This window comes from Nitrospirae bacterium CG2_30_53_67 (genome assembly GCA_001873285.1).
Lineage (GTDB): Bacteria > CG2-30-53-67 > CG2-30-53-67 > CG2-30-53-67 > CG2-30-53-67 > CG2-30-53-67.
Map to the genome: position 1 here is coordinate 1 of MNYV01000098.1, position 23433 is coordinate 23433.

15 protein-coding genes and 1 pseudogene are annotated in these 23433 nt (G+C 54.7%); 15 read left to right on the forward strand and 1 reads right to left on the reverse strand.

Annotation, left to right across the window (positions count from 1 at the left end; translation table 11 throughout):
• Positions 1-164: 164 nt before the first annotated feature.
• Complete coding sequence (locus AUK29_06120) at positions 165-692, reverse strand: nitroreductase (protein OIP63646.1); 528 nt, start codon at positions 690-692, stop codon at positions 165-167.
• 179 nt (positions 693-871) lie between these two features.
• On the opposite strand from AUK29_06120, the gene AUK29_06125 reads away from it, so the two are divergent.
• The 15 genes and pseudogenes from AUK29_06125 (at position 872) to AUK29_06195 (ending at position 23234) form a co-directional block, all read left to right on the forward strand.
• Complete coding sequence (locus AUK29_06125) at positions 872-1969, forward strand: DNA protecting protein DprA (GenBank protein ID OIP63647.1); 1098 nt, start codon at positions 872-874, stop codon at positions 1967-1969.
• Positions 1970-1984: 15 nt separating this feature from the next.
• A complete protein-coding gene (locus AUK29_06130; protein OIP63648.1) occupies positions 1985-4426 on the forward strand; it encodes a DNA topoisomerase I in 2442 nt (813 codons plus the stop codon).
• A 180-nt stretch (positions 4427-4606) separates the two neighbouring features.
• Complete coding sequence (locus AUK29_06135) at positions 4607-4909, forward strand: nucleotidyltransferase (GenBank protein OIP63649.1); 303 nt, start codon at positions 4607-4609, stop codon at positions 4907-4909.
• Positions 4896-5240 carry a hypothetical protein gene (locus AUK29_06140; protein ID OIP63650.1) on the forward strand — a complete coding sequence of 115 codons (345 nt, stop codon included), beginning with the start codon at positions 4896-4898 and terminating at the stop codon, positions 5238-5240. Before AUK29_06135 ends, AUK29_06140 begins: the two co-directional genes overlap by 14 nt.
• A gap of 294 nt (positions 5241-5534) precedes the next feature.
• Positions 5535-5828 (forward strand): annotated as a pseudogene (locus tag AUK29_06145) (hypothetical protein).
• A gap of 51 nt (positions 5829-5879) precedes the next feature.
• The gene (locus AUK29_06150; GenBank protein ID OIP63651.1) at positions 5880-7202 is read left to right on the forward strand and encodes a methylenetetrahydrofolate--tRNA-(uracil(54)-C(5))-methyltransferase (FADH(2)-oxidizing) TrmFO; all 1323 of its coding nucleotides are present in this window, start codon (positions 5880-5882) and stop codon (positions 7200-7202) included.
• Between the two features lie 5 nt (positions 7203-7207).
• Complete coding sequence (locus tag AUK29_06155) at positions 7208-8152, forward strand: tyrosine recombinase XerC (GenBank protein OIP63660.1); 945 nt, start codon at positions 7208-7210, stop codon at positions 8150-8152.
• A gap of 572 nt (positions 8153-8724) precedes the next feature.
• Positions 8725-12258 carry a DNA polymerase III subunit alpha gene (locus tag AUK29_06160; protein ID OIP63652.1) on the forward strand — a complete coding sequence of 1178 codons (3534 nt, stop codon included), beginning with the start codon at positions 8725-8727 and terminating at the stop codon, positions 12256-12258.
• Positions 12259-12359: 101 nt separating this feature from the next.
• Complete coding sequence (locus AUK29_06165) at positions 12360-13322, forward strand: acetyl-CoA carboxylase carboxyltransferase subunit alpha (GenBank protein OIP63653.1); 963 nt, start codon at positions 12360-12362, stop codon at positions 13320-13322.
• Positions 13309-13563, forward strand: coding sequence for a hypothetical protein (locus tag AUK29_06170; GenBank protein ID OIP63654.1), 255 nt, complete (start codon positions 13309-13311; stop codon positions 13561-13563). Before AUK29_06165 ends, AUK29_06170 begins: the two co-directional genes overlap by 14 nt.
• Positions 13550-14347 (forward strand): hypothetical protein, encoded by a 798-nt coding sequence (locus AUK29_06175; GenBank protein ID OIP63655.1) that lies wholly within the window; start codon positions 13550-13552, stop codon positions 14345-14347. The genes AUK29_06170 and AUK29_06175 overlap by 14 nt, the downstream gene beginning before the upstream one ends.
• On the forward strand, positions 14310-16424 hold the full coding sequence (locus AUK29_06180) for a hypothetical protein (protein OIP63656.1): 2115 nt from the start codon (positions 14310-14312) through the stop codon (positions 16422-16424). The genes AUK29_06175 and AUK29_06180 overlap by 38 nt, the downstream gene beginning before the upstream one ends.
• Positions 16393-17721, forward strand: a complete 1329-nt coding sequence (locus AUK29_06185) for a hypothetical protein (protein ID OIP63657.1) — start codon at positions 16393-16395, stop codon at positions 17719-17721. The genes AUK29_06180 and AUK29_06185 overlap by 32 nt, the downstream gene beginning before the upstream one ends.
• A 455-nt stretch (positions 17722-18176) precedes the next feature.
• On the forward strand, positions 18177-19985 hold the full coding sequence (locus tag AUK29_06190; GenBank protein ID OIP63658.1) for a hypothetical protein: 1809 nt from the start codon (positions 18177-18179) through the stop codon (positions 19983-19985).
• 141 nt (positions 19986-20126) lie between these two features.
• Complete coding sequence (locus AUK29_06195; protein OIP63659.1) at positions 20127-23234, forward strand: hypothetical protein; 3108 nt, start codon at positions 20127-20129, stop codon at positions 23232-23234.
• The last annotated feature ends 199 nt before the right edge of the window (positions 23235-23433 follow it).

Here is a 23433-nt window from a genome sequence, read left to right on the forward strand (position 1 = left end):
ACTGGAAAACAAACACTTGACCCCTTGACCCCAAGATACCTCAGTGTAGTAGCCGTCGCAGACGGCAAAGATAGAGAAAAGCGGGGCACGCGAAGCGTAACCCTGGAATCCTCGAACCCTTTTTACCCAATAAACGGGAGAAGAACCAGTCATTTAAACGGAGTTCATGGTTCCCATCTTTCATAGCAGACGATCTCATTCAGGGATTTTCTGCCGTTAAACTCCGGCGTTTCATTCGGATATCCAATGGGCGTCATCCCCACGACCCGCCATGGGTCCGGGATATTGAGGAGCGCTTTGACCTTCTTCTCGTTGAAGGCGCCTATCCAACAGGTGCCCAGCCCTTCGGAGGCTGCGGCCAGCATCATATGATCGAGGGCAATGGAGACATCGATTGCAAAGGTCTTCATGTAATCGCCTTGACGCTGATAGCATTCCTCTTCATTGCCGCAGGCCACAATGCTCGCGTCTCCCATGCCCAGGTGGAGATGTTTCGCTCCCCGAGTGCATTCTACCAGGGCTTTCTGTGTCCCTGGGTCGCGTATCACCATGAATTTCCACGGCTGAAGGTTCACGGCCGAAGGAGCCAGCCGGGCTGCGTTGAGTACGCGCTCCAAGACCTCTTGAGGGATTTTTTTATCTTTGAATTTTCGGATGCTCCGTCTCTTCTGTATCGCCTCATAGAGTTCCATGTCACTTCCTCTCCGGTAAAGGTTGCATTTTTTTGTTTGCTCTTCCAATCCGTTTGAATTATCATAGTATATGAAAATTTGATCAAGAGATCAATCCTTTCATGATATTTCAGTCACTGAGAAATTTCGTGCCTTCGTGTCTTTACGGCAAATAGGTTCGGATTTATCGGGTTGGGAATATGGATAAACGTTCGGCTTTTTTAGCATTAAACGCCGCCAAGGGGATGACGCCGAGACTTTTTTGGAAGGTGATACGGATGGTTTCGGATCCAGGCCGGATCTTCTCCATGACCGAGGAGAAGATGATGGGCATGGGCCTCACCCGGGAGATGGCCGGCCGTCTGCTCCATGAACAGGATCCGGCGCGCTTTGCAGACGAGGAGGAGCAGCGGATTCGGGAGATCGGAGGGAAGATCCTGATCCATGGCGATCCGGGATACCCCCCGTCTCTCCTGCAGATTACTGATTCTCCGCCGGTCCTTTATCTGCTCGGAACGTTCAGGAAGGAGGACAGGCTTTCCTTTTCTATCGTGGGCTCCAGGGCAGCCTCCACACAAGGGCGTTTGAATGCGGAAATGATCTCAGGCAAACTGGCCGGCATGGGGATCACCATTGTCAGCGGGCTCGCCATAGGGATCGACACCTGGGCGCATCAGGGGGCCCTCATGGCCGGAGGACGGACCATCGCTCTTCTGGGGTGCGGTCTGGACCATCCCTATCCGAGATACAACAGGGAACTCAGGAATCGGATTGCGGAGCATGGGGCGCTGATGAGTGAATTCCCTCTGGGATCTCCCCCTCTTCCCATGAACTTTCCCCGGAGAAACCGGCTTATCAGCGGGATCTCCATGGGGACCCTGGTGGTTGAGGCCGCGAAAAAAAGCGGTTCCCTGATTACGGCAAAATTTGCCCTGGAGCAGGGAAGAGATGTCTTTGCCGTTCCGGGGAACATCCGCTCACCGCTCAGTTCCGGAGTCAACGCTCTCATTAAGAAGGGGGCCAAGCTGGTCGAAAGAGTCGAGGATATTATCGAGGAGTTTCCGGATGAGGTCCAAAAGTACCTCAAGCTGCATGAAACGAAGATTGAAGAGCATTCGGCGGGCCGGGACCGGGAAGAGCGCCTGATCCTGAAGCTGATCCACAAGGAGCCCGTGCATATCGACGAGCTGACCCGGGAGACCAGCATAGCGCCGGCGGCGATTTCCTCACTGCTGATGAAAATGGAGATGCAGGGATTGGTCAGACAGCTTCCGGGCAAGCTTTTTATCAGACCGTAACGTAATGGAGGAAGAATGGGAAAATCACTGGTGATCGTGGAATCACCTTCCAAGGCCAAGACCATTCACAAGTTTCTCGGGAAGAACTTTAAGGTATTGGCATCGGTAGGGCACGTACGGGACCTTCCAAAAAAGGAACTCGGAGTGGACCTGGAGCGGAATTTTGAACCCAAGTATGTCACCATCCGAGGCAAAGGTAAGGTTCTTGCTGAGATCAAGAGCGCAGCCCTGCATGCCGATGCAGTCTATCTGGCGCCCGACTTCGACCGAGAAGGCGAGGCCATTGCCTGGCACCTGGCCCAGATCCTGGAAAACAAGACCAAGGAGATCTACCGGGTGGTTTTTAATGAAATTACTCAGAAGGCGATCACCCAGGCCTTTCAGCATCCGGGACGGATCGACCAGAACCGAGTCGATGCGCAGCAGGCCCGGCGCATTCTCGACAGGATTGTGGGTTATAAAATCTCTCCGCTCCTCTGGGAAAAGGTCAGGCGGGGTCTTTCTGCGGGCCGGGTCCAGTCCGTGGCCGTCCGCCTCGTCTGTGAGCGTGAGGTTGAGATCCAGGCTTTTAAGCCCGAGGAATACTGGTCGATTACGGCGGAGCTTAAGGCCAAGGAGCCGCCGGTCTTTGAGGCCAAACTGCAAAAGATATCCGGAGGCAAAGCGGAGGTATCCAATGGGGAGCAGGCCCAAGGCATCATTGAGAAGATCCAGGGTCAGGATTTCCGGGTAAGCAGCATTGAAAAGAAACAGAAAAAGAAAAACCCCGTGGCCCCCTATACCACGAGCAAACTCCAGATGGATGCCTCAAGGAAGCTCGGGTTCTCAGCCAAAAAGACCATGATGATCGCACAAAAACTCTATGAGGGGCTTCCCGTAGGGAACGAAGGAAACGTCGGGCTGATTACCTATATGCGGACCGATTCCACGAGAGTGGCCGTGGATGCCCTGAATGAGGTGAGGGGGCTGATCCAGGATCGGTTTGGAAAAGAATATCTTCCGAACAGTCCCAGGCAGTATGCCAAGGGCAAGGGCGCGCAAGACGCCCATGAGGCCATACGCCCCACCTCCTCGCTGCGGGACCCCGAATCCATCCGAGCCTACTTGGACCATGACCCTTTTCGCTTGTATCAGATGATCTGGAACCGGTTTGTGGCCAGCCAGATGAACCCTGCCATCCTGGATACCGTATCCGTGGATATCCATGTCAAGGAGTTTACCTTCCGTGCCACGGGGAGCGCCATCCGGTTTAAAGGGTTCATGACGCTCTATATGGAGGAGGCCGAAGGAGAAACCGGTCCTGTGGAAGGGGAGAGTGTCCTGCCTCCTCTCCACGAAGGGGAACTTCTTCATGTCCGTCAGATTGTTCCGAGGCAGCACTTCACGGAGCCGCCTCCCCGTTATAGCGAGGCCACCCTGGTCAAAGAGCTGGAAGAGAAGGGGATCGGGCGTCCCAGCACCTATGCGGCGATCCTTTCCACCATCCAGGATCGGGAATATACGGAAATACGGGAAAAACGTTTTCACCCGACCCCCTTGGGGGTGTTGGTGAACCGCCTGCTGGTTGAAAGCTTTCCGGATATCCTGAATGTGGAGTTTACATCGAACATGGAGGGGGAGCTGGACCGGATCGAGGAAGGGATGTCGAACTGGAAGGTGATCCTGAAAACCTTTTATGACAAGTTCGTCGGGGATTTGGAAAAGGCCCGCGTGACCATGCGGGATATCAAGAAGGAGCTCGAGGATACCGACATCATCTGTGAAAAGTGCGGGAAGAAGATGGTCATCAAGTGGGGCTACAACGGCGAGTTTATCGCCTGTTCCGCCTTTCCGGAATGCAAGAACACCAAGGATTTTCTGAGGGACGAAGAGGGCCGAATCCAGATTATGAAAGTGGAAAAGGCCGATGAGAAATGTCCGGAGTGTCAGGCGGAGATGGTGGTGAAGCAGGGAAAATACGGAAGGTTCCTGGCGTGCACCCGGTATCCGGAATGCAAAACCACGCGCAGGCTTGTTCAGGATGAAAACGGCAGGATTAAGACCGCTCCTGAAGAGAAGACCGATGAGATCTGTGATAAGTGCGGAAAGCCCATGGCCGTCAAACATGGGCGATACGGCAAGTTCCTCGGATGCAGCGCCTATCCGAAATGCAAGAATATCAAGCCGCTCAGCATCGGTGTGCCGTGCCCCGTGGAGGGGTGCGGCGGCTTCGTCGTTCAGAAGATATTCAAGGGAAGGACCTTTTACGGCTGCAGCCACTATCCCAAGTGCCGGTTTAACAGCAAGCAGAGGCCCTTGAACGAACCGTGCCCTGCCTGCGGCAGCCCTTATCTCATCGAACGTTTCCGCAAGGAGGGGGAGACATACCATAAGGATATCGGCTGCCCGAACAAAAGTTGTGAATACGCCCGTGAGATTGAAGATGCAGCTCTCAAAGATGGGTCTTCTCCAAAATAGTGGGTGAAAACAAAAGGGGCCTTTTTACCCACTAAATGGCCGATGGCTCGTAGAGGAGAAGAACCAATAGAAAACTGTAGCGGGTGCGGGGGAGACAAAGGGGTTGGAGGAAGAATAAAGAGAACCGTCCCCTTTAGTTCCCAATCACTCCGGCTTGCTCGCGCCGGTGGAGGTGTGGTAATGAGCATAAAAATTGATATTCCGAAAGCGGAAATCCAAGAGTTTTGCCGTCGCAACCAAATCCGCCGTTTGGCCGTGTTCGGGTCGGTTCTGCGCGATGATTTCACGCCCGAAAGCGATGTGGACGTGCTGGTGGAATTCGAGCCGGGCGCGCGAGTGGGGTTGATTGCGTTGGCGGGTATGGAAATCGAATTGAGTCAACTGCTGGGCCACAAGGCGGAAATGCACACGGCCAAGGGCCTCAACCCGCATTTCCGTGATGAGGTGTTGGGCCTGGCGGAGGTGCAGTATGAGCAAGGGTGACGACTCGCTCAGTCTGAAAGATATGCTCAATCACGCCCGAGAAGCGGTCGAGCTGTTGGGCAATTCGAGCCGGGAAGAATTGGGACGCAATCGTGTAATGCAGCTGGCGCTGACGCGTCTGGTGGAGATTGTGGGCGAGGCAGCCAATCGCGTCTCTGAGGAGACACGATTGGCGAATCCGAAAATTCCTTGGCCGCAGATCATCGGAATGCGTAATCGGCTTGTTCACGGGTATGATGTAATAGACTTTGATTTGCTGTGGGACACGGTGACGGACGACCTGCCTCCACTGATCGCTGCGTTGCAAGAGATCGTGAGGGAAAAGGAATAAAACCGATGGCGGGGAACAAACAGGAAGGAACAAATAGGGGCCATTTAAATAACGGTCGCTGTCCCCCTTTACTACGGGCAGAGTATAAATTGTCAGACTTCCCGGGAGGCTTCATGCGAGGGAAGTACGCGAGCCGCTTGCGTAAGTCATCGAATATCGTTGTCCTTAGACCTGAAGTGGCTGAAGCATTCCCCAACGAATGGGGTCAGACACCAAATCAAATACCGCATGGGCAAGGAACTGGACAACGGCGAGGAAGGAGAATAAGTATGCAAGAAAAATCATTAGCCATTTTTGAAAACTATAAAATCCGCCGTCACTACAATGAGCAGACAGATAAAATTATGGTTGGCCAAGGTGGGATACGAACGATTGCAGGATATGAGCGATCCCGCGCGCTCACTCGATCGCGCCCGTAAATACTGGCGTGAGCACGGCAGAAGCGAAAAGTGGATCCAACAGCGGATGATGGGTCAGGAAACCCGTAATAAACTTACCGATTACTGGAAAGACCACGAAATAACCAAGGAAGACGAATATGCTATTCTCACCAACATCATTCATCAGGAATGGAGCGGCGTTTCAGTCGATTTGGAAGCATACATTGGCGCTTGTGCCAAAATATGCTTACAATAACACATGAATAATGCAAACCAGGAACTGACCGTTATCGGAGGGGGGCTGGCCGGCAGCGAGGCCGCTTTCCAGGCTGCTGAAAGGGGGATTCATGTCCTGCTCTACGAAATGCGTCCTACCCGGTATACCCCCGCCCATAAAACCGACCGGCTGGCCGAGCTGGTCTGCAGCAATTCGTTTCGTTCCGAGGACCCCGCCAATGCCGTCGGTCTGCTCAAAGAAGAGATGCGGCGTGCCGGTTCTTTGATCATCCGGGCGGCTGATGCCCATCGGGTTCCGGCCGGATCGGCCCTTGCCGTGGACCGGGAGCGGTTTTCCGAGGAGATTACTCAAGTGATGATGCATCATCCCCGTATCCGCGTCATGCGGTCAGAAATCACGGAGATCCCGGAAAGGGGAGTCGTGATCCTGGCCACAGGCCCATTGACTTCCGACCGGATGGCCGATTCCATTACGCGGTTCACAGGATCCTCGCATCTCCACTTTTATGATGCCATCGCCCCGATTCTGGATGCGGAATCCATCGACCGCTCTTTGGTCTTTGCGGCTTCCCGTTACGACAAAGGGGGGGCTGACTACCTCAACTGTCCCATGGAAAGGGAGGAGTACGACCGGTTCTATGAAGCCCTGACGGCCGGGGAGAAGGTTCCGGCGGAACCCTTTGAGGAGCCCAGGTATTTTGAAGGGTGCATGCCCATCGAGGTTATGGCGGAGCGCGGCAGGGAGACCCTCTTGTTCGGCCCTATGAAACCGGTGGGCCTGATCGATCCGAGAACCGACCGGCAGCCCTATGCCGTGGTTCAGCTCAGAAAGGAAAACCGGGAAGGGGCGGCGTACAACATGGTCGGGTTCCAGACCAAGCTCACCTATCCGTCGCAGGACAGGGTCTTCCGGCTGATTCCAGGGCTGGAAAAAGTCGAGTTTATGCGGTATGGTAGTGTGCACAGGAACACCTTTGTGGACGGGCCGAGAATATTGAAAAAGACCCTTCAGTTCCGGCAGAGGGAAGATCTCTTCCTGGCCGGGCAGATCACGGGTGTGGAAGGATACGTGGAATCCACGGCCATGGGCTGGCTGGCCGGAGTTCTTGCAGCCCGTATGATCCAGGGGGAACCCCTGTCGCCGCCTCCGCCGGCCACGGCCCATGGCGCCCTTGTGGAGCATGTGACCAACGAGGCCTATAAGGAATTTCAACCCTCCAATGTCAATTGGAGCCTGTTCCCATCACTTCCCGAAAAGATTCGTTCCAGGCGTGAGCGGAGGGAGAAGATGTATGGCCGGGCACTGGCTCAATGGGAGGAGTATCGGAAACAGGTGACGCTATGAAAGACATGCCGGATCAGCAGACCGGGACTGCGGCCTTTGACAGGCGCCTCTCGGAATTTGAATCCTACCTCAAACATGAAAAGAATGCCTCGGAGCATACGGTCAAGAATTACTTAAGCGATCTGATCCAGTTCAAGGCATTTCTCGGGGCATACCGATCCTGCCTGGAGGATTTGAGCCGAATCGATCATCGGGTCATCAGGCATTTTCTCTCTTATCTTCATCAGAAAAAGTATCATAAGTCCTCCATGGGGCGGAAGGTGGCGAGCCTCAGGAGTTTTTTTAAGTTTCTTCACCGTGAGAGGGTTGTGCAAGTCAACCCGGCCAAGGCCGTGGCCACGCCCAAGGCGGAAAAGAAGCACCCCAGGTTTCTCTCCGTGGACGACGCCTTCCGGTTGATGGAGGCGCCGGATGAGAAGACCGGATCCGGCCTCCGGGACAAGGCGATTCTTGAGGCATTCTATTCCTCCGGAGTCCGGATCAGCGAGCTGGCCGGATTGAATGAAGAAGACATGGATCTCTCCATCGGCCTGATGAAAGTGATGGGCAAGGGGCGCAAGGAACGGATTGTCACTCTCGGATCGCATGCCGTCCAGGCGGTCGAGCGATACCTGAAAGGCAAGGATGTGCCGGGTGACGGGACCTTTCATGCCGGGCACAAGACGCCGCTGTTCCTGAACCGATACGGCAGCCGGCTCAGCATCCGTGGGATCCGCAGGGTTGTTGAAAAATATGTGAGGCAATCTGCCGCGGCGTCCCGCATTTCACCCCATGGGCTGCGCCACTCATTTGCCACCCACCTTTTGGACGGAGGCGCCGATCTCCGGAGCATTCAGGAACTCCTGGGCCATGTCAGCCTCTCCACAACTCAGAAGTACACACATGTCAGTATGGATAAACTCATGGAAGTTTACGACAAGGCGCATCCGAGGGCCCACAAGAAACGCTGATCATGATTGACTTCTCGATCCGTCCCGTTGTAAACTCCGTTATAGAAAAAATTCCATGACGGAGTGAACTCCCTTTAAAGAAAGTTCATCTCCAAAAGAGTGGGTGAAAACATAAGGGTTCAAGGGGTCAAGGATTCCAGGGGTAAAGTGAAGTGTTAAAACATAAGGGGCCGAGGGTCCCAGTGTCGTGTCAACCTTGTAGTGTCTTTTGGTGTCACCCCCTCATCCTAACCTTCTCCCCTATGGGGAGAAGGGATGTTTGAACCTCCTTTCCCCTTGGGGAGAGGATTGAGGTGAGGGGGAAAATGGGATACGTCATTTTAGACGTGACGCGACACTATAGTTCAGGGTTCCCAGTGTTTTTCTCTGGAGATTTTGCTTGGATTTCAGTATTTCACTTGACCCCTTGACCCCAAGATACCTCAGTGCAGTAGCCGTCGCAGACGGTCCCGGCCCGGCAAGAATAGATTCAAGGAGATGCCGGGATCTAACGACAAAAACAGAGAAAAGCGGGGCACGCGAAGCGTAACCCTGGAATCCTCGAACCCTTCTTACTCATTAAAGGAACCTGCATGAAGAAACACGCTGAATTTGTTCACCTCCATATACACACCCAGTACAGCCTTCTGGACGGCGCCATACGGTTGAGCGAGCTTTTCAAAAGAGCCGCCGAGTACAAAATGCCGGCCTTGGCGATTACGGACCATGGAAACATGATCGGCGCCATCCATTTTTACAAAAAGGCCATGAAGAGCGGGATCAAACCGATCATCGGCTGCGAAGTCTATGTGGCCCCGGGTTCCCGGCTGGAAAAGCCGGCAGGGAATGAAGAGAGCGCCTACCATCTGATTCTCCTGGCGAGGAACCAGGCCGGTTACAAGAACCTGATGTGGCTGGTCAGCGAGGGATACCTGAACGGTTTTTACCGAAAGCCCCGGATCGATAAAGAGGTGCTTCGAGAGCATGCCGAGGGGTTGATCGGCCTTTCGGCCTGTATGCACGGGGAAATCCCGTCCTATCTTCTGCAAGGGCAAAGGGACAAGGCCGCTCGTGCGGCCGGAGAATATGCCGATATCCTCGGGAGAGGAAATTTTTATCTGGAGATCCAGGATAACGGGCTTGAGGATCAGAAGGTGGTGAATGACGAGATGATCCGGCTTGCAAGAGAGCTCTCCATTCCGCTGGCGGCGACCAACGACTGTCATTATCTGAAGAGAGAGGATGCCGCCGCCCACGAGGCTTTGCTTTGTATCCAGACCGGAAAGACCCTGATGGAAGAAGACCGTTTCCGCTTCTCTTCGGATCAGCTCTATTTCAAGTCACCCGAAGAAATGGTCCAGGCCTTCAGCCATATCCCCGAAGCGATCCGCAATACGATAGAGATTGCGGAACGCTGCAATCTTGAGCTTGAATTCAACAAGATTCATTTACCTACGTATGATGCGCCGAAAGAGGTGAGCCTTGAGTCCTATCTCCAAGAGAAGGCCGAAGAGGGTTTCCTTGACCGGATGAAGCATGGAAAGATTCCGGCCGGCCAGGAAGAGATCTACCGAGCCCGTCTTGCCGAGGAGCTGAGGATCATCAAAGAGATGGGATTCCCCGGGTATTTCCTTATCGTATGGGATTTCGTCCGATGGGCCAAGGGTCAGGGGATTCCGGTCGGACCGGGGAGGGGATCCGGGGCCGGGTCGCTTGTGGCCTATGCCCTGGGAATTACGGATATCGACCCGATGGCCTACGGTCTTATCTTCGAGCGGTTCATGAATCCGGAGCGGGTGAGCATGCCGGACTTTGATATTGACTTCTGCATGGAACGCAGGGGCGAGGTCATCGAGTATGTGACGAAACGGTACAGCATGGATAAGGGATACGGCAATGAGGCCGTGGGGCAGATCATGGCCATCGGTTCCCTTCAGGCTCGGGGGGTGATCCGAGATGTGGCCCGCGTCATGGGGATCCCTTATGCCGAAGCCGACACCCTGGCAAAGCTGGTTCCGAACGAGCTGGGGATCAAGCTCCCGGACGCAGTCCGCCGGGAGAAGAAATTCAAGGAAATGGCGGACAAAGATCAGAAGATCAAGAAACTGCTCGATATTGCCATGGCCCTGGAAGGCCTGTACCGGAATGCATCCACCCACGCGGCCGGCGTGGTGATCGGTGACCGCTCTCTCCGGGAGTGGACCCCCCTCTACCGGAGCGAAGAGGCCGAGATCGTCACCCAGTACGACAAAAAAATTGTGGAGGAAGTCGGGCTGGTCAAGTTCGATTTCCTCGGACTCAGGACCCTGACGGTCATCGACAAGGCCGTTAAGATCATCAACCGCGAGCGCATGACGCAGGGGGGCCTTGGGGAAGGTCCTGCAGACCGGCAGGCGCCGCTCAACATGCTGGAGATCCCTCTCAATGATCCGGCTGTGTTTGAACTCCTCTCCCGAGGGGATACGATGGGGATTTTCCAGCTTGAAAGTTCGGGGATGCGGGAACTCCTGGTCAAGATGAAGCCCCAGAACTTCGAGGACATCATCGCCCTGGTCGCCCTCTACCGACCGGGGCCTATCGGAAGCGGGATGGTGGATGACTACGTCATGTGCAAGCACGGGAAAAAGGAGATGGAGTTCATCCTCCCTCAGCTCAAACCGATTCTCAAGGAGACCTATGGAGTCATCGTCTACCAGGAACAGGTGATGGAGATCGCCAAGGTTCTGGCCGGCTATTCTCTGGGGGCCGCCGACCTCTTGAGGCGCGCGATGGGCAAGAAGATACCCGAGGAGATGGACAGGCACAAGTCCATCTTCTTGAACGGGGACGCGAAGCTGGGGATCCCCGGCGCAGTCAAGAAGGGAATTGATGCCAAGAAAGCGGAAAAGGTCTTTGACCTCATGGCCTATTTCGCAGGGTATGGATTCAACAAGTCCCACTCGGCCGCTTATGCCATGATTGCCTATCAGACGGCCTATCTCAAGGCGCACCACCCTGTGGAGTTTATTGCCGCCTTGATCTCTTCGGATATGGACAACACGGACAAGGTGGTTCAGTATATCTCGGAATGCAGGGAGCGGGGGATAGAGGTCCTTCCGCCCGATCTGAATGAGAGCAGCATGGATTTCACAGTCGTCGGAAACAAGATCCGGTTCGGCCTGGCCGCCGTAAAGAACGTCGGGGGATCGGCCATTGATGATATCCTGAAGGCCAGGGAGACGGGCGGGCCCTTCAAGTCCATCTCCGATTTTTTTACGAGGGTGGATCTGAAGAAGGTGAACAAGAGGGTCATCGAAGGGCTGATCAAGTGCGGCGCCTTTGATTCCACGGGAGCAAAAAGATCACAGTTGATGGAGGTCTTTGAGTCTGCCATGGAGATGAACCATCAGGCGCAGCGGGACCGAGAGCTTGGGCAGGGGAGCCTTTTCGGTCAGGCGGGGGGCGTCCATTCCTATGAGACCGAAGTGTCTCTGCCTGGAATCGAAGAGTGGCATGAAAATCAGCTTCTCCGGTACGAGAAGGAGTCCCTCGGGTTTTACATCTCCGGGCACCCCCTGGCCCGGTGCACGGGAGAGATCAAAAAGTTTGCCAATTCGGACACGGCCAAGATCAAGGAGTTGGGAGAAAATGCGGAGGTTTCCCTCTGCGGCGTGATCTCCGCCTGCAAGAAAAAAGTGACTCGGCGGGGCGACAAGATGGCTATCCTGAGCCTTGAAGACCTTCAGGGAGTGACCGAGGTCCTGGTCTTCCCCAAGGTTTATGAAAAGACGCAGGATATCCTTGAAAGCGATCTTCCTGTGCTGGTCAAAGGGCGGATCAAGAAGGACGAAAAGGGCGTTTCCATCATCTCCGAGGAGATCGCTATGCTGAAGGACATACGAAAACGTGAGGCAAGACGCGTGGACATCCGTCTATCCTCAATCGGCTTGAATGATGAACATTTAAGCCGGATCCATGATATTCTGCTGCAGAACAAGGGGGGATGTGAGGTCTATCTGCACATTCTTGTTCCCAACCACAGCGAAGCCGTGATCTCTGTAGGGAATGATCTTCGCGTGAGCCCATCGGACAGGATGATCGTGGACATAGAAAGCATTGCCGGCAACCGCGCGGTGACGGTCTCTTAAAAAAAGAGTTCAAACCATTCAAGCGGTTTAAATCGTTTAAACTCTTTGAACGGCTTGAACGATTTCTTTTTTCCTGGAGAAAACAGAAGGAATAAGAAACCATGACCAACAACTATCTGGATTTTGAGAAGCCGATCATAGAATTAGAAACCAGGCTGGAAGAGATGAAGCAGATCTCTTCCCGGGACGGGGCCGATTTCACCGATGAGATCCGGCGGCTCCAGAAAAAGATCGAGCAGCTGCATAAGCATGTCTACTCCAACCTGACTCCCTGGCAGAGAACCCAGCTCGCAAGACATGCAAAGAGGCCCTATGTCCAGGATTACATCTCTTTGCTCATGGAGGATTTTTTTGAGCTTCATGGAGACCGTCTCTTCGGTGATGATCCGTCCATGGTGTCAGGAGTCGCTCACTTTCAACAAAAACCGGTTGCGGTCATCGGTCATCAAAAAGGGCGGAACACCCGTGAGAATATAGAGAGAAATTTCGGGATGCCCAATCCTGAAGGGTATCGCAAGGCCCTTCGCATCATGAAACTGGCCGAAAAATTCAGGATGCCGGTCATCACCTTCATAGACACCCCCGGCGCCTATCCCGGCATGGGCGCCGAGGAGCGCGGTCAGGCCGAGGCCATCGCGAGAAACCTCTTTGAGATGTCGCGGTTGAAGACGCCGATCGTGGTGGTGGTTTCAGGCGAAGGGGGAAGCGGGGGGGCGCTGGCCATCGGGGTTGGGGACCGCATCCTGATCCTGGAGAACGCCGTCTATTCGGTGATCTCTCCGGAGTCGTGCTCCTCGATTCTGTGGAAGGAGACCTCCAAGGCCGAGGAGGCCGCCAAGGCGTTGAAAATGACGGCGGAGGATCTGAAGAAACTCGGCCTGGTGGACCGCGTGATTCCTGAACCGTTGGGCGGCGCGCACAGGGATTATGAAAAAATGGCTGAAAACCTCAGATCAGCCCTTGTGGAAGTTCTGGATGAGCTCAAGAAGATGCCGATTCCCGAACTGGTTCAGAGCCGGTTTATCCGCTACCGCTCCATTTGGCCGTTTAATGAAAAATTATGATGAAAGCCGAGATTCCCTGCGGATCCTTGCGCGAGTTGATCGGAGGCAGATCGCCTATCTGAATGCCGTCTTGGAGTCCTATGAGGGACTGGGTCTCCTGCGGACGCTGAACCCGGCTGAAGGGATCGTTTGTTTCTATGTCTCAAACCCCCTCTCAGAAGAAACCCATGCGCTTCTTCAGTCCTTACAGAAAGAGATCGGTCTTGAATTTTGTGTATCATCATTCCATGGATGCCTTTAAAGCCGCTCTTCTGGTCACGCTTTTTTTCTTCATGTTCCCCGTCCGGGTTTCGGGAGAGAACAGTTGTGTGAAGTGCCATGAAGGTATAGAAAATCCGGCCATCAGGGAATTTCATAAGGAATGGAAGGCGTCTGCACATTCCCGTTCAGGGATCACCTGTGAGCACTGTCATGGCGGGGATCCGGGGAAGAGCGGGAAGGAGGCCGCTCACCAAGGTGTTCACAATGCGTTGGATCGTGAAAGCTCTGTCTATTATACGAAGATTCCAGCCCTTTGCGGAGGGTGCCACATCGCCGCCTTCAGTGAATTCAAAACAAGCAGCCATTACAGCAACCTTATCACCAAGGGGACCGGCCCCAATTGCGTGACCTGCCATGATGCCATGGCCACGAAGATCATCAAACCGGGTGAGATTGAGATCTTTTGCGCGCTGTGCCATAATGCGAAGATGAGTCTGCTTCCGGGTGTCACAAAAGACGCCAAGACCTGCCTGGAACGGATGGACCTGATCGGGCAGAAGATTCAGGAGGTAGAAAGGGCCCTGGCGCAGGCGGAAAAAAGCGGAACCGATACCACCCAGGCCAGGGGATTTCTCTCCCTGGCCGGGCGTGAATATGCCGCCTCTAAACAGGACTGGCACAGCTTTCAGTTGAACCGTGTCGCATCCCGCCTCAAGGGGGTGGAACGGCTTGTGCAAAAGGCAGGGGATTCATTCATCCGCCCCAAAGAAGATCGGACTGACTCCTATGAAAATTCTGCAGTTCCTGCAGCGCCTATCCATTAATGCCAAGGTCGGCCTGGCCTACCTGGGGTTTGTGATCATCACCAGCGGCGCAGGGAGCCTGCTGGTTGTCTACAATGAAAAGGCGGTCATCCGGCAGGGGCACATCGACCTGGTCCGGAACCTTGCAGAAAACACCCAGCCGGTCCTTCTGGTCGAACACAGGATGATGCTGAACCGGCTGGTCCAGACCGTCGGGAAGATGCCTGATGTGCGGTCCTGCGCCATCATGAACAAAAACAACCTGGTGGTGGCCCATACGGATATGGCCATGATCGGGCGGATACTTCTGATCGGCGAACCTGCCATAGGATCCTTTAAAAAGAACGAATATTATTTTGAGGTCTTTGGTAAGCAGTTCGAGAATATCTATGTTCCGGTTTACAGTTCCGACCGATATCTCGGGAATGTTTTTGTAGGGTTCGATGCCCCCAGCTTTGTGCGCCTGTTCCGACAGCCCGGTCGGGCTGCCATTGAAAGCATCCTGATTGTCATTCTTTCTACGGCCTTGCTGGGGCTGATCGGGGCGTTTATTATCGTCAGGCTCATATCCTATCCCATCCGCGTCCTGACCAAGAAGGTTTACAACGTTCATCAGGGCAAGATCCCCGAAAGGCGCTTGCCCAAGAGCTACGTCTACTGCTGGGAACAATTAGACTGTAAGCAAGTCCAATGCCCCTCTTACGGGAACAAGGCGGAGAAATGCTGGGCCGTTGCCGGGACCTTCTGCAGGGGAAAGGTGCAGGGGGTCTTCGCCCAGAAGATAGGGGACTGCAGAAAGTGCATTATTTTTAAAAAGAATGCCGGAGATGAAGTAGCCCAGCTTAACGATGCATTCGACATCATGGTTCGGGACTTGGTCTATAATACCGAGAAGGCGAATGAGGCCAGGGAAGATATAGAAAAGTATGCCAGGCAGATTGAAAAGGCCAACCAGGAGAACGCCGACCTCAAGGCCTATACCGAGAGAATTCTCAACAGCCTATCATCCGCCGTGATCTCCCTGGATAAAGACATGGTCATCAGGAAATACAACCGGACCGCTCAATCCCTTCTGGGGTTGGACCTCGAAAGGCTTGTGGGGCGGGGTATCTCGGAGATCACCCAATTTTGCAGCCGGTGCAATGACTTTTTCGGTTTGATACTGGCGGCATTGGCAACCTATAAAGAACAAGGAAAACCGATCATCGGGCAAGAGGTTTCCGTGACCAGGGCCGACGGGGAACCCATGACCATCAGCCTGAGCGTGCTTCCTCTTCATGGAGATCCGGCGCTTGAAAAGACCCCGATGATCGTGACCTTTGAAGACATTACGGAAAAGGAAAAGATGCGGGAGGAGCTGACGCTCTCGAGGCAGCTTGCCGAGCTGGGGGAGGTGGCGGCCAAGGTGGCGCATGACATCCGGAACCCCCTGAATGTCATTGCCGGCGGGGTTCATTACCTCACGTCCAAGTATTTAAACGATCCGGAGATCCAGAATATGTCCAACCTGATCAGCGGCCAGGTGGAGCGGTTGAACAGTGTGACATCGGCCCTGCTGAAGGTCTCCAAACCCATGATGCCGAATTTCAATGTGTGTGATCTGAACCGTTTGATAGACGAGTCCAGCTCTTTCCTTCTGGAGGAGATCAACCTGGCCGGGCTCATTCTAAAAAAGGATTATGCAAAGGATATCCCTCCTTTGTTCCTGGACGCCAATCAGATCCAACGGGTCGTGATCAATCTGATTGAAAACGCCATGGAGTCCATGCCCGGCGGGGGGACCATTACCCTCAGGACACGGTACCTGCAGAATGAAGGGAAATCGGACGAACAGGTGGAGCTGACCGTCCTGGATACAGGGCCCGGGATTTCCGATGAGATCATGGATTCGGCATTCAAACCTTTTTACACCACCAAGGTCCATGGAACCGGACTCGGTCTTGCCATTGTCAGGCAGATCATCACGCAGCACCATGGCCAGGCCAGAATCAGGAGAAGAGAGCCCGGGCCGGGCGCCGAGGTCTTGATCCTTCTTCCCGTCAAGACTGTACAGAAGGATAGGTCCCATGTCTATTCATCAAAGCGTCCTTGTGATTGACGATGAACCGGCCATCCTGGAGGTTATGCGGTTAAACCTCGCCAAGGAAGGTTATCAGGTCCTGACCGCGGCGTCAGGGGAGGAGGGTCTCGCCATGCTCTCCGAGAAGCTCGTGGATGTGGTGATCGTGGATTATAAAATGCCCGGGATGAACGGGATCGACTTTCTGGAAAAGGCAAAAGTTAGGCGCCAGGATATCCCGGTCATTCTGGCCACGGCCTATGGGACCATCGACATGGCGGTCAAGGCCATGAAGCTCGGGGCATACAACTACCTAACCAAGCCGTTGAATTATGAGGAGATGATTCTGCTCCTCAAGCAGGCCGTAGAGAAGAAGCGCCTGGTGGAGAATGTGAAGGAACTGCGGAAGGAAGTCCGTGAGCAGTTCCGTTTTGAAAAGATCATCACCAACAACAAAAAAATGCTGGAACTGCTCGACATGGCGGCGCATGTCGCTGAAACCGATGCGACCCTGCTCATCCGAGGGGAGACCGGAACAGGCAAGGAACTGATTGCCGGCGCCGTTCACTACATGAGCCCTCGAGGGGACAAGCCGTTTTTAAAGGTGAACTGTACGGCGCTTCCGGTGACCCTTTTAGAAACCGAGCTGTTCGGGCATGTGAAAGGCGCCTTCACGGGGGCATCGAGGGACCGGAAAGGACGATTCGAGGCCGCAGACGGGGGCACGCTCTTTCTCGACGAGATCGGAGACATCTCACAGAATATGCAGCTCAAGCTCCTCCGGGTTCTGCAGGAGATGGAGTTTGAAAAGCTCGGAAGCAACGAAACCCTGAAGGTGGATGTCAGGGTCATCGTCTCCACGAACCGGAACCTTGAGGAAGCCATCCGGAAGGGCTCGTTCCGGGAGGATCTCTTTTTCCGCCTCAATGTAGTCCCGATCTTTATCCCTCCTCTCCGGGAGAGAAAAGACGATATTTACCTGCTGGCCAACCATTTTCTTGAGAGGTCCAACAAAAAACATAAGAAAGAGATCCATGTCATCCCATCTGAAGTGATGCTGACCCTGCTGAACTATGACTGGCCCGGGAACGTTCGGGAGCTCGAGAACGTCATAGAGCGGGCGGTCATTCTTTCCAAAGGAGATGCTCTCGATGTGGCGCACTTTAAGGTTCTTGCCGGCGCTGTGCAGGCGAGGAAGAAGAGCGAAAGGGAGATCCTGATGGAACTGGAAGAAAAATATGCAGGCTTTCCCAACACCCTCGAAATGATCGCCAAAGATCTTGGGATCAATGCTTCGACCCTGTATCGCAAAAGAAAAAAGTATGGCCTGGCCTGATTCACGCCCTGCCCGGAGATTGCATTTTGCACGATTCATAGGAAAAGTTTTTCCCACACATGATCCTCTCAGAATTGGATTCCGATAAGATTCTCGCCTTTTATAGGATAATCTCCGTTTGAAAATTGTATCCGAAACATCAATGGGTTAAGCAGCAGGACCTGGATGTTTGCAAAAATGGATGCCGTCATTGTAATCTTTTGGGCTTAGGAAAAGTTTTTCCTAATTATTACATGAATATATTCTTGATCCATTGATATTTTTAAACCCCTTCATGCCCCTGCGCTAATAAAATTATAGAGCATTTTCAAGACATTGAAAAGATATGCAGACCCCAGGTCCGCCCGCCTCCATTTTTGGCACAGGTTTTGCTCTATGAGTTTATAGATTATAAACATTATAGATCCGTTTGATGCCCGGGCCGATGAATGAAACGTTGTGTCATGGTTTTAGTGATGTTCTCATTTCTACTGAACGCCGGGAATCTTCATGCAGTACAGTATCTGTTGAGAATCACGGATGCCCCCTATCCGGCAGATACTAATTTCGGCGCCGATACCCTTCTTGCGGATGACGGTTTTTATCCGAGTTCGGGCCTTTCCCTGGGTTTCAACTTCCCCTTTTATTGCAGCACGTATAACAAAATCTATATTGACGTGAACGGATTTATTACCCTGGGGTCCAAGTCCTCCGGACAATACGACGACACCGATAACCAGACCTTCCCTCTCTACGATAACGCCGGTTCCAACCCGGAATTTTACAGCATCCCGATGATCGCGCCCTTCTGGTCTGATGTGATCACCGAGCACAGCACCGACCCGGACGTGATCGCCTATGAAAATGCCATAGGCAGGCCCGGCAGCCAGAGACATGGACAAATCCGGTATCGTCTCGACTCCGTCTCTTCTCCGAAAAGGGTGATCGTGACCTGGAATGATGTCTTTCATTATCGGGATGCCGCATGGGGGGACGACAACACCACCGGGAATAATTTTCAGCTCGTCCTGTATGCAGACGGCCGTATCCAGTTCAATTACGGGGCCATGGGGTGGCGGGGGTTCAATGCGCCCTATCAGAGGATGGCGACCATCGGCATTTATTCTGCCGATCACGCGGCCGGAAGCCCCTGCGAGGGACAGGCCGCGCCGTACGATATCTTCTATCCCGAGGACAATCAGGTATCAGGAAAAGAGCTTCTCTATCTCATGGATACGGATGAAGATGATATCCCTGACGATGGAGATGCATCGGGTGCGGCCGGAGACCATCTCTGCAGGCGCCCGGTGGTGGACAACTGCGACGACAATTGCCGGGATGTCATGAATTTCGATCAGGATGATACGGACGGGGACGGGGTGGGAGACCTCTGCGACAGCGACGATGACAACGACGGTGTCCCGGATGTATCCGACAACTGCCCTCTCGCGGCAAATCCGAGCCAGACCCATTCGGATGCCGACACCCATGGGGACGCCTGCGACAACTGTGTGACGGTTGCCAATGAAGATCAACTGGACACGGACGGAGACGGACAGGGAGATGCCTGTGATTCCGATGATGATAACGACGGTGTTCCGGACGGTTCGGATAACTGCCCGGTTACAACCAATCCTTCCCAGGCCAATTATGATCAGGATAGCATGGGGGACATCTGTGACCCGGATGCGGACAATGACGGTCTCAGCAATATCAGTGAGAACCAGTGGCCCTACACCAACTGGCTGGACCCGGATACGGACCACGACCACTATACGGACTGGGAAGAGTTTAATCATGACGGGAACCCGGCATATTCTTTCTTTCTCGACACCGATCCGAACAATCCGGATTGCGACGGCGACGGGCTTCTGGACGGGGATGAGGCGCATATCTTCGGGACCAACCCCAAAAGAGCGGATACGGATGCAAACGGGGTCCCTGATGGACAGGAAGATTTCGATCATGACGGGCTCGTTAACGTAGATGAGATCGCCGTGGGGACCAACCCCTGGAATCCGGATTCGGATAACGACGGCCTGATGGATGGGGCGGATCCATGGCCTTTGGATATCAATTACCGGGACGGAGATCTGGACGCCTCCGGGTCCGTGGATGCAGCGGATGCCTTGATTGCCATGCGTATTGCATCCGGTTTGATAACGGCCACCACCGTGCAACTCCAGCACGGCGACGTGACTCCCATGGGGGCGCCGGACGGCATGATCGATATCTCGGATGCCTTGATGGTGATGAGAAAAGCCATGGGACTGGTTGCCTTTTAGAAAGCGGTATCGGAAGTAACGGAAGTAACAGATGGAACTTTTCACACAAATCCAGTGGAAAGGGGGTGTAATCAGACATTCATAATTCGTTTATTTATCAATGAAGCATTCACTAACGTAATGATTTGAATGGAGGTATTTATGAAAAAGTTATTGAGAATGTCGGCCTTATTTTTGCTTATGGCGGGCATGGCCGTGATCTATCCTGCCACCGGCTTCAGCAAGCCGGGTGGAGGCGGCGGAGGCCACGGCGGCGGCGGGAAAACCGCCACCCCGCCCAAGAACGCCTTCAACATCATGATGAACTACGAGCTGGGGATGCACTGCACGGGATTTGAGTTCTCCTACTGCTGTATCCTCCCTCCGTACAATTCGATCCTGGCCCAGGTGGTCAAGACCGAGAAGGCGGGGGGCAAGCCCAAGCTCATGGAATCCGACCCCAACGTAGGGATCGACGGTCTGGGCCGGCCGACCGTGGTGCGGGATACCGCATTGGACGGGAACGGGAACTTTAAGAAATACGTTCTTAAATACTGGCACGATGCCCAGCCCAGAAACGACGGCCGAGGGGCGCCGCAGACCAGCACCCTGATCAGCCAGGTGGAGGGGAACTCCCTCCTGATGTGGAACACCAAATTTGACTCAGCAAAAGTTGATGCCAACGGCGCCCTGACTTACGGGACCTATAACGGCGCAACCGGCGTCATGCAAGGCGATGGGGATTACACGGACGCCACGGACAACTATGCCAACGCCTGGATGAACCATCTCTACATCTATGCGGACCTGGAGGGCGGCAACCCGGCGAACTCCAGCCTGGAAGGGGATAAGATCCGTCTCGGTGTGGCGGGCCACGTGCAGTATCCTCCGAACGTGGGCGCCTCGCTTCAGCCCATGGGTCCAGGCGTCGTGGGCGCAGGTTTCGGCAACGTGCTGACCTTTTCCAAGGACTCAGGGACCGTGGTCTACACCCAGATGAAGGTTTTGGAAAATCTTCCGGTCATGTTGACCTCGCCCCGGATCTGGGAGGCGTTGGGCCTTCCTCTGACCCCGTTTGAGGACACCATCAATTTCTTCGGTGATCCCGGGGCCGTGGACGAGGATTCAATCCGGCCCTATGTGTTCATGCGCGCCGAGCTTCAGGACTATAATACCGGCGCGGCCATACTCGATGACGGGAACCCGGTGCGCGGCTTCGGGACGGCGCCCATTGATATCCCGAACTGCGAGCGCTGCCACGCCACATTCAGCAGTGTGAACAGCGCCAACCCCGTAGGCTCGCCCCAGTATGCCCTGGTCATGGATGAGATCAACTTCTGGAACTGCTACTACGGGATCAACACTGCGGCCGGGGACTCGGACTGGTATTCGAGACTCAAGGGAGCGGCCATCAGTATTTTGAAGATCCACGACATGAAGCGCGGGACCTCATTTACGGCGAATTTCCCGGCAACCACCATCAACTGCGCCACGGGCGAGCTCTCCGGGGACACGAGCGACATCGTACAGAAGACCCGGCTCGGTCATGAGGCCGTGGTCTGCCAGCGCTGCCATGCGGACAACGTGATTGCCGCGGTCAAGTCGGCCAATATAGGGCAGGAGATGGTGGATAACGGTTCAGATATAGATCCGTCCCAACTGGGCGCGTTGATTCGGCCCCTGACTGAGGTCATCCACCGCGAACACAGGAACAGGGAGTTTTCAGACTCCCTGGGGAGGAACGGAGGCTGTCAGGGCTGCCATCCCTCTCACCGGTCCGACGGATCCTTGGACAATTATCCCATCACACAGGACGGGATGAACTTCTTTGCAGGGAGCGATAACCGGAACGCCGCAGGCGGATGCTATGTGGGCCGCGACGTGCATTCCAATCCCGGAAGAAATACCGACGGCGCCGAGACCCCGAGTCATCTGAATCCCATCGGCCAGTGGCTGGTGACCAATGTGGCCAAGGACACGGGGACCGACAAGGGGATCTGGTGCACCAACTGCCACAGCCAGTTGGGTCAGGAACTCTGGAAAAAGGATAATATGAGCGACCCGATCCACGGGGTCGGCGTTTACACGGCCCGGAACGAGTCGTTCCCCGCAGGTGTGGCGGCTGCCCTTGGTGTCTCGGAGGCCCAGACCATTGCCTGGCTCGATCCCAAGACCAATGCGGATACGGCGGCGATCTGGAACCGGGATCCGGGACTCTGCAACTACGTTGCGGGATACTTCGGCGTCATTCCGGTCAATCCCGATCATGACGGGAATGTAGCCACCGTCGAGGTTCAGGTGAACAGCGCGTCAGCATGCACCACAGGCGGCGGCACGGGCCTGATTGACTGCGGCGCTGACTACCCGGGCGCTCCCGCTTTCTATATCTGCGGTTCCACGGATGCGGACGGGGATTTCAGCGTGAAGGTCTTGGACTTCTGCACCACGTCCGACTGCGTGGCGGCGGCCCAGGCAACCCTGCCTTCCGGCTCCGTGGCCGTGCCGGTGCCTTTCTCGGCTGCCTCGGACGGACGGGACCACTGGCTGGCCGGGGGCGAGCCCCACTGTGCGGACTGCCATGCGGCGCCATACGTGGAGAACAGCGGGAACAACAACCCCTTTCCGCCGTTCAACTACCCGAAAAAGCCGGCCCTGTTCCGCTACACCCGAGGGCATCAGGACATCACCTGCCAGGGGTGTCATGAGTCGATTCACGGGCTCTATCCGGTCACCCCGAACATCGACACCACGTCCTATGCCCAGGCGGCCGGCATGAACACGGACGGCTCCCACGGACCGCTCAAGTGCGGGGCCTGTCATAAGGCGAACAGTAGTGGCGTAGATAGTGCCGTGGCTAATCTGACATTCCAGGGAACAGCGATTGCCAACAACTTCGATGCGGCGGTCTCCTGGATGCACACCTACACGGAGGAGTCGGACCCACGTGACAGCACCTGCCTGCGCTGCCATGGAGACAACCGGTCCAAGATTTCTTCCACCAATGGGAAATGGACGACCCATGCCAAATCAGGCCGCGTCTCCAGAAAGACCATGGACAAGGTGGAGATCCTGCAGCTGGGCCATGTGTCCGGCGACCCTGCCTTTGAGAGTCCGTATACAACCCTGTGCAAGACCTGTCACGGAGACCGGGGCAACAGGGTTTCCTGCAGCAGCAAAAAATGGAAAAACCATCTTGTGGAAGGGCGTGCCTCTGCCTCTGTCTGGGAGTATGTCTCAGGACAGAAGACCGGAGGAACCTGCGGGTACTGATGATTGGTCGGCAAGTATCGTAGTGTGTCTGTAAAGTGAGCAAACCGGAAACGGGGGGGAAGATCCTTCCCCTCCGTTTTTTATACTGGATTGTCGGGTCGGGCCTGTCCTCCAATCCCCCGATCCGGTCTGAGGGCAGGCATTTTTGTCGCAGGCCCTTTTTCCCCGATTCAATGGACAACGCAAGGATTTTGATGGT

Coding starts and splice junctions, on each gene's coding strand:
- AUK29_06140 (OIP63650.1), top strand. CDS start 4,896: ATGAGCAAGGGTGACGACTCGCTCAGTCTGAAAGATATGCTCAATCAC.
- AUK29_06130 (OIP63648.1), top strand. CDS start 1,985: ATGGGAAAATCACTGGTGATCGTGGAATCACCTTCCAAGGCCAAGACC.
- AUK29_06150 (OIP63651.1), top strand. CDS start 5,880: ATGAATAATGCAAACCAGGAACTGACCGTTATCGGAGGGGGGCTGGCC.
- AUK29_06185 (OIP63657.1), top strand. CDS start 16,393: ATGTCTATTCATCAAAGCGTCCTTGTGATTGACGATGAACCGGCCATC.
- AUK29_06135 (OIP63649.1), top strand. CDS start 4,607: ATGAGCATAAAAATTGATATTCCGAAAGCGGAAATCCAAGAGTTTTGC.
- AUK29_06125 (OIP63647.1), top strand. CDS start 872: ATGGATAAACGTTCGGCTTTTTTAGCATTAAACGCCGCCAAGGGGATG.
- AUK29_06170 (OIP63654.1), top strand. CDS start 13,309: ATGAAAAATTATGATGAAAGCCGAGATTCCCTGCGGATCCTTGCGCGA.
- AUK29_06160 (OIP63652.1), top strand. CDS start 8,725: ATGAAGAAACACGCTGAATTTGTTCACCTCCATATACACACCCAGTAC.
- AUK29_06175 (OIP63655.1), top strand. CDS start 13,550: ATGGATGCCTTTAAAGCCGCTCTTCTGGTCACGCTTTTTTTCTTCATG.
- AUK29_06195 (OIP63659.1), top strand. CDS start 20,127: ATGAAAAAGTTATTGAGAATGTCGGCCTTATTTTTGCTTATGGCGGGC.
- AUK29_06180 (OIP63656.1), top strand. CDS start 14,310: ATGAAAATTCTGCAGTTCCTGCAGCGCCTATCCATTAATGCCAAGGTC.
- AUK29_06120 (OIP63646.1), bottom strand. CDS start 692: ATGGAACTCTATGAGGCGATACAGAAGAGACGGAGCATCCGAAAATTC.
- AUK29_06165 (OIP63653.1), top strand. CDS start 12,360: ATGACCAACAACTATCTGGATTTTGAGAAGCCGATCATAGAATTAGAA.
- AUK29_06190 (OIP63658.1), top strand. CDS start 18,177: ATGTTCTCATTTCTACTGAACGCCGGGAATCTTCATGCAGTACAGTAT.
- AUK29_06155 (OIP63660.1), top strand. CDS start 7,208: ATGCCGGATCAGCAGACCGGGACTGCGGCCTTTGACAGGCGCCTCTCG.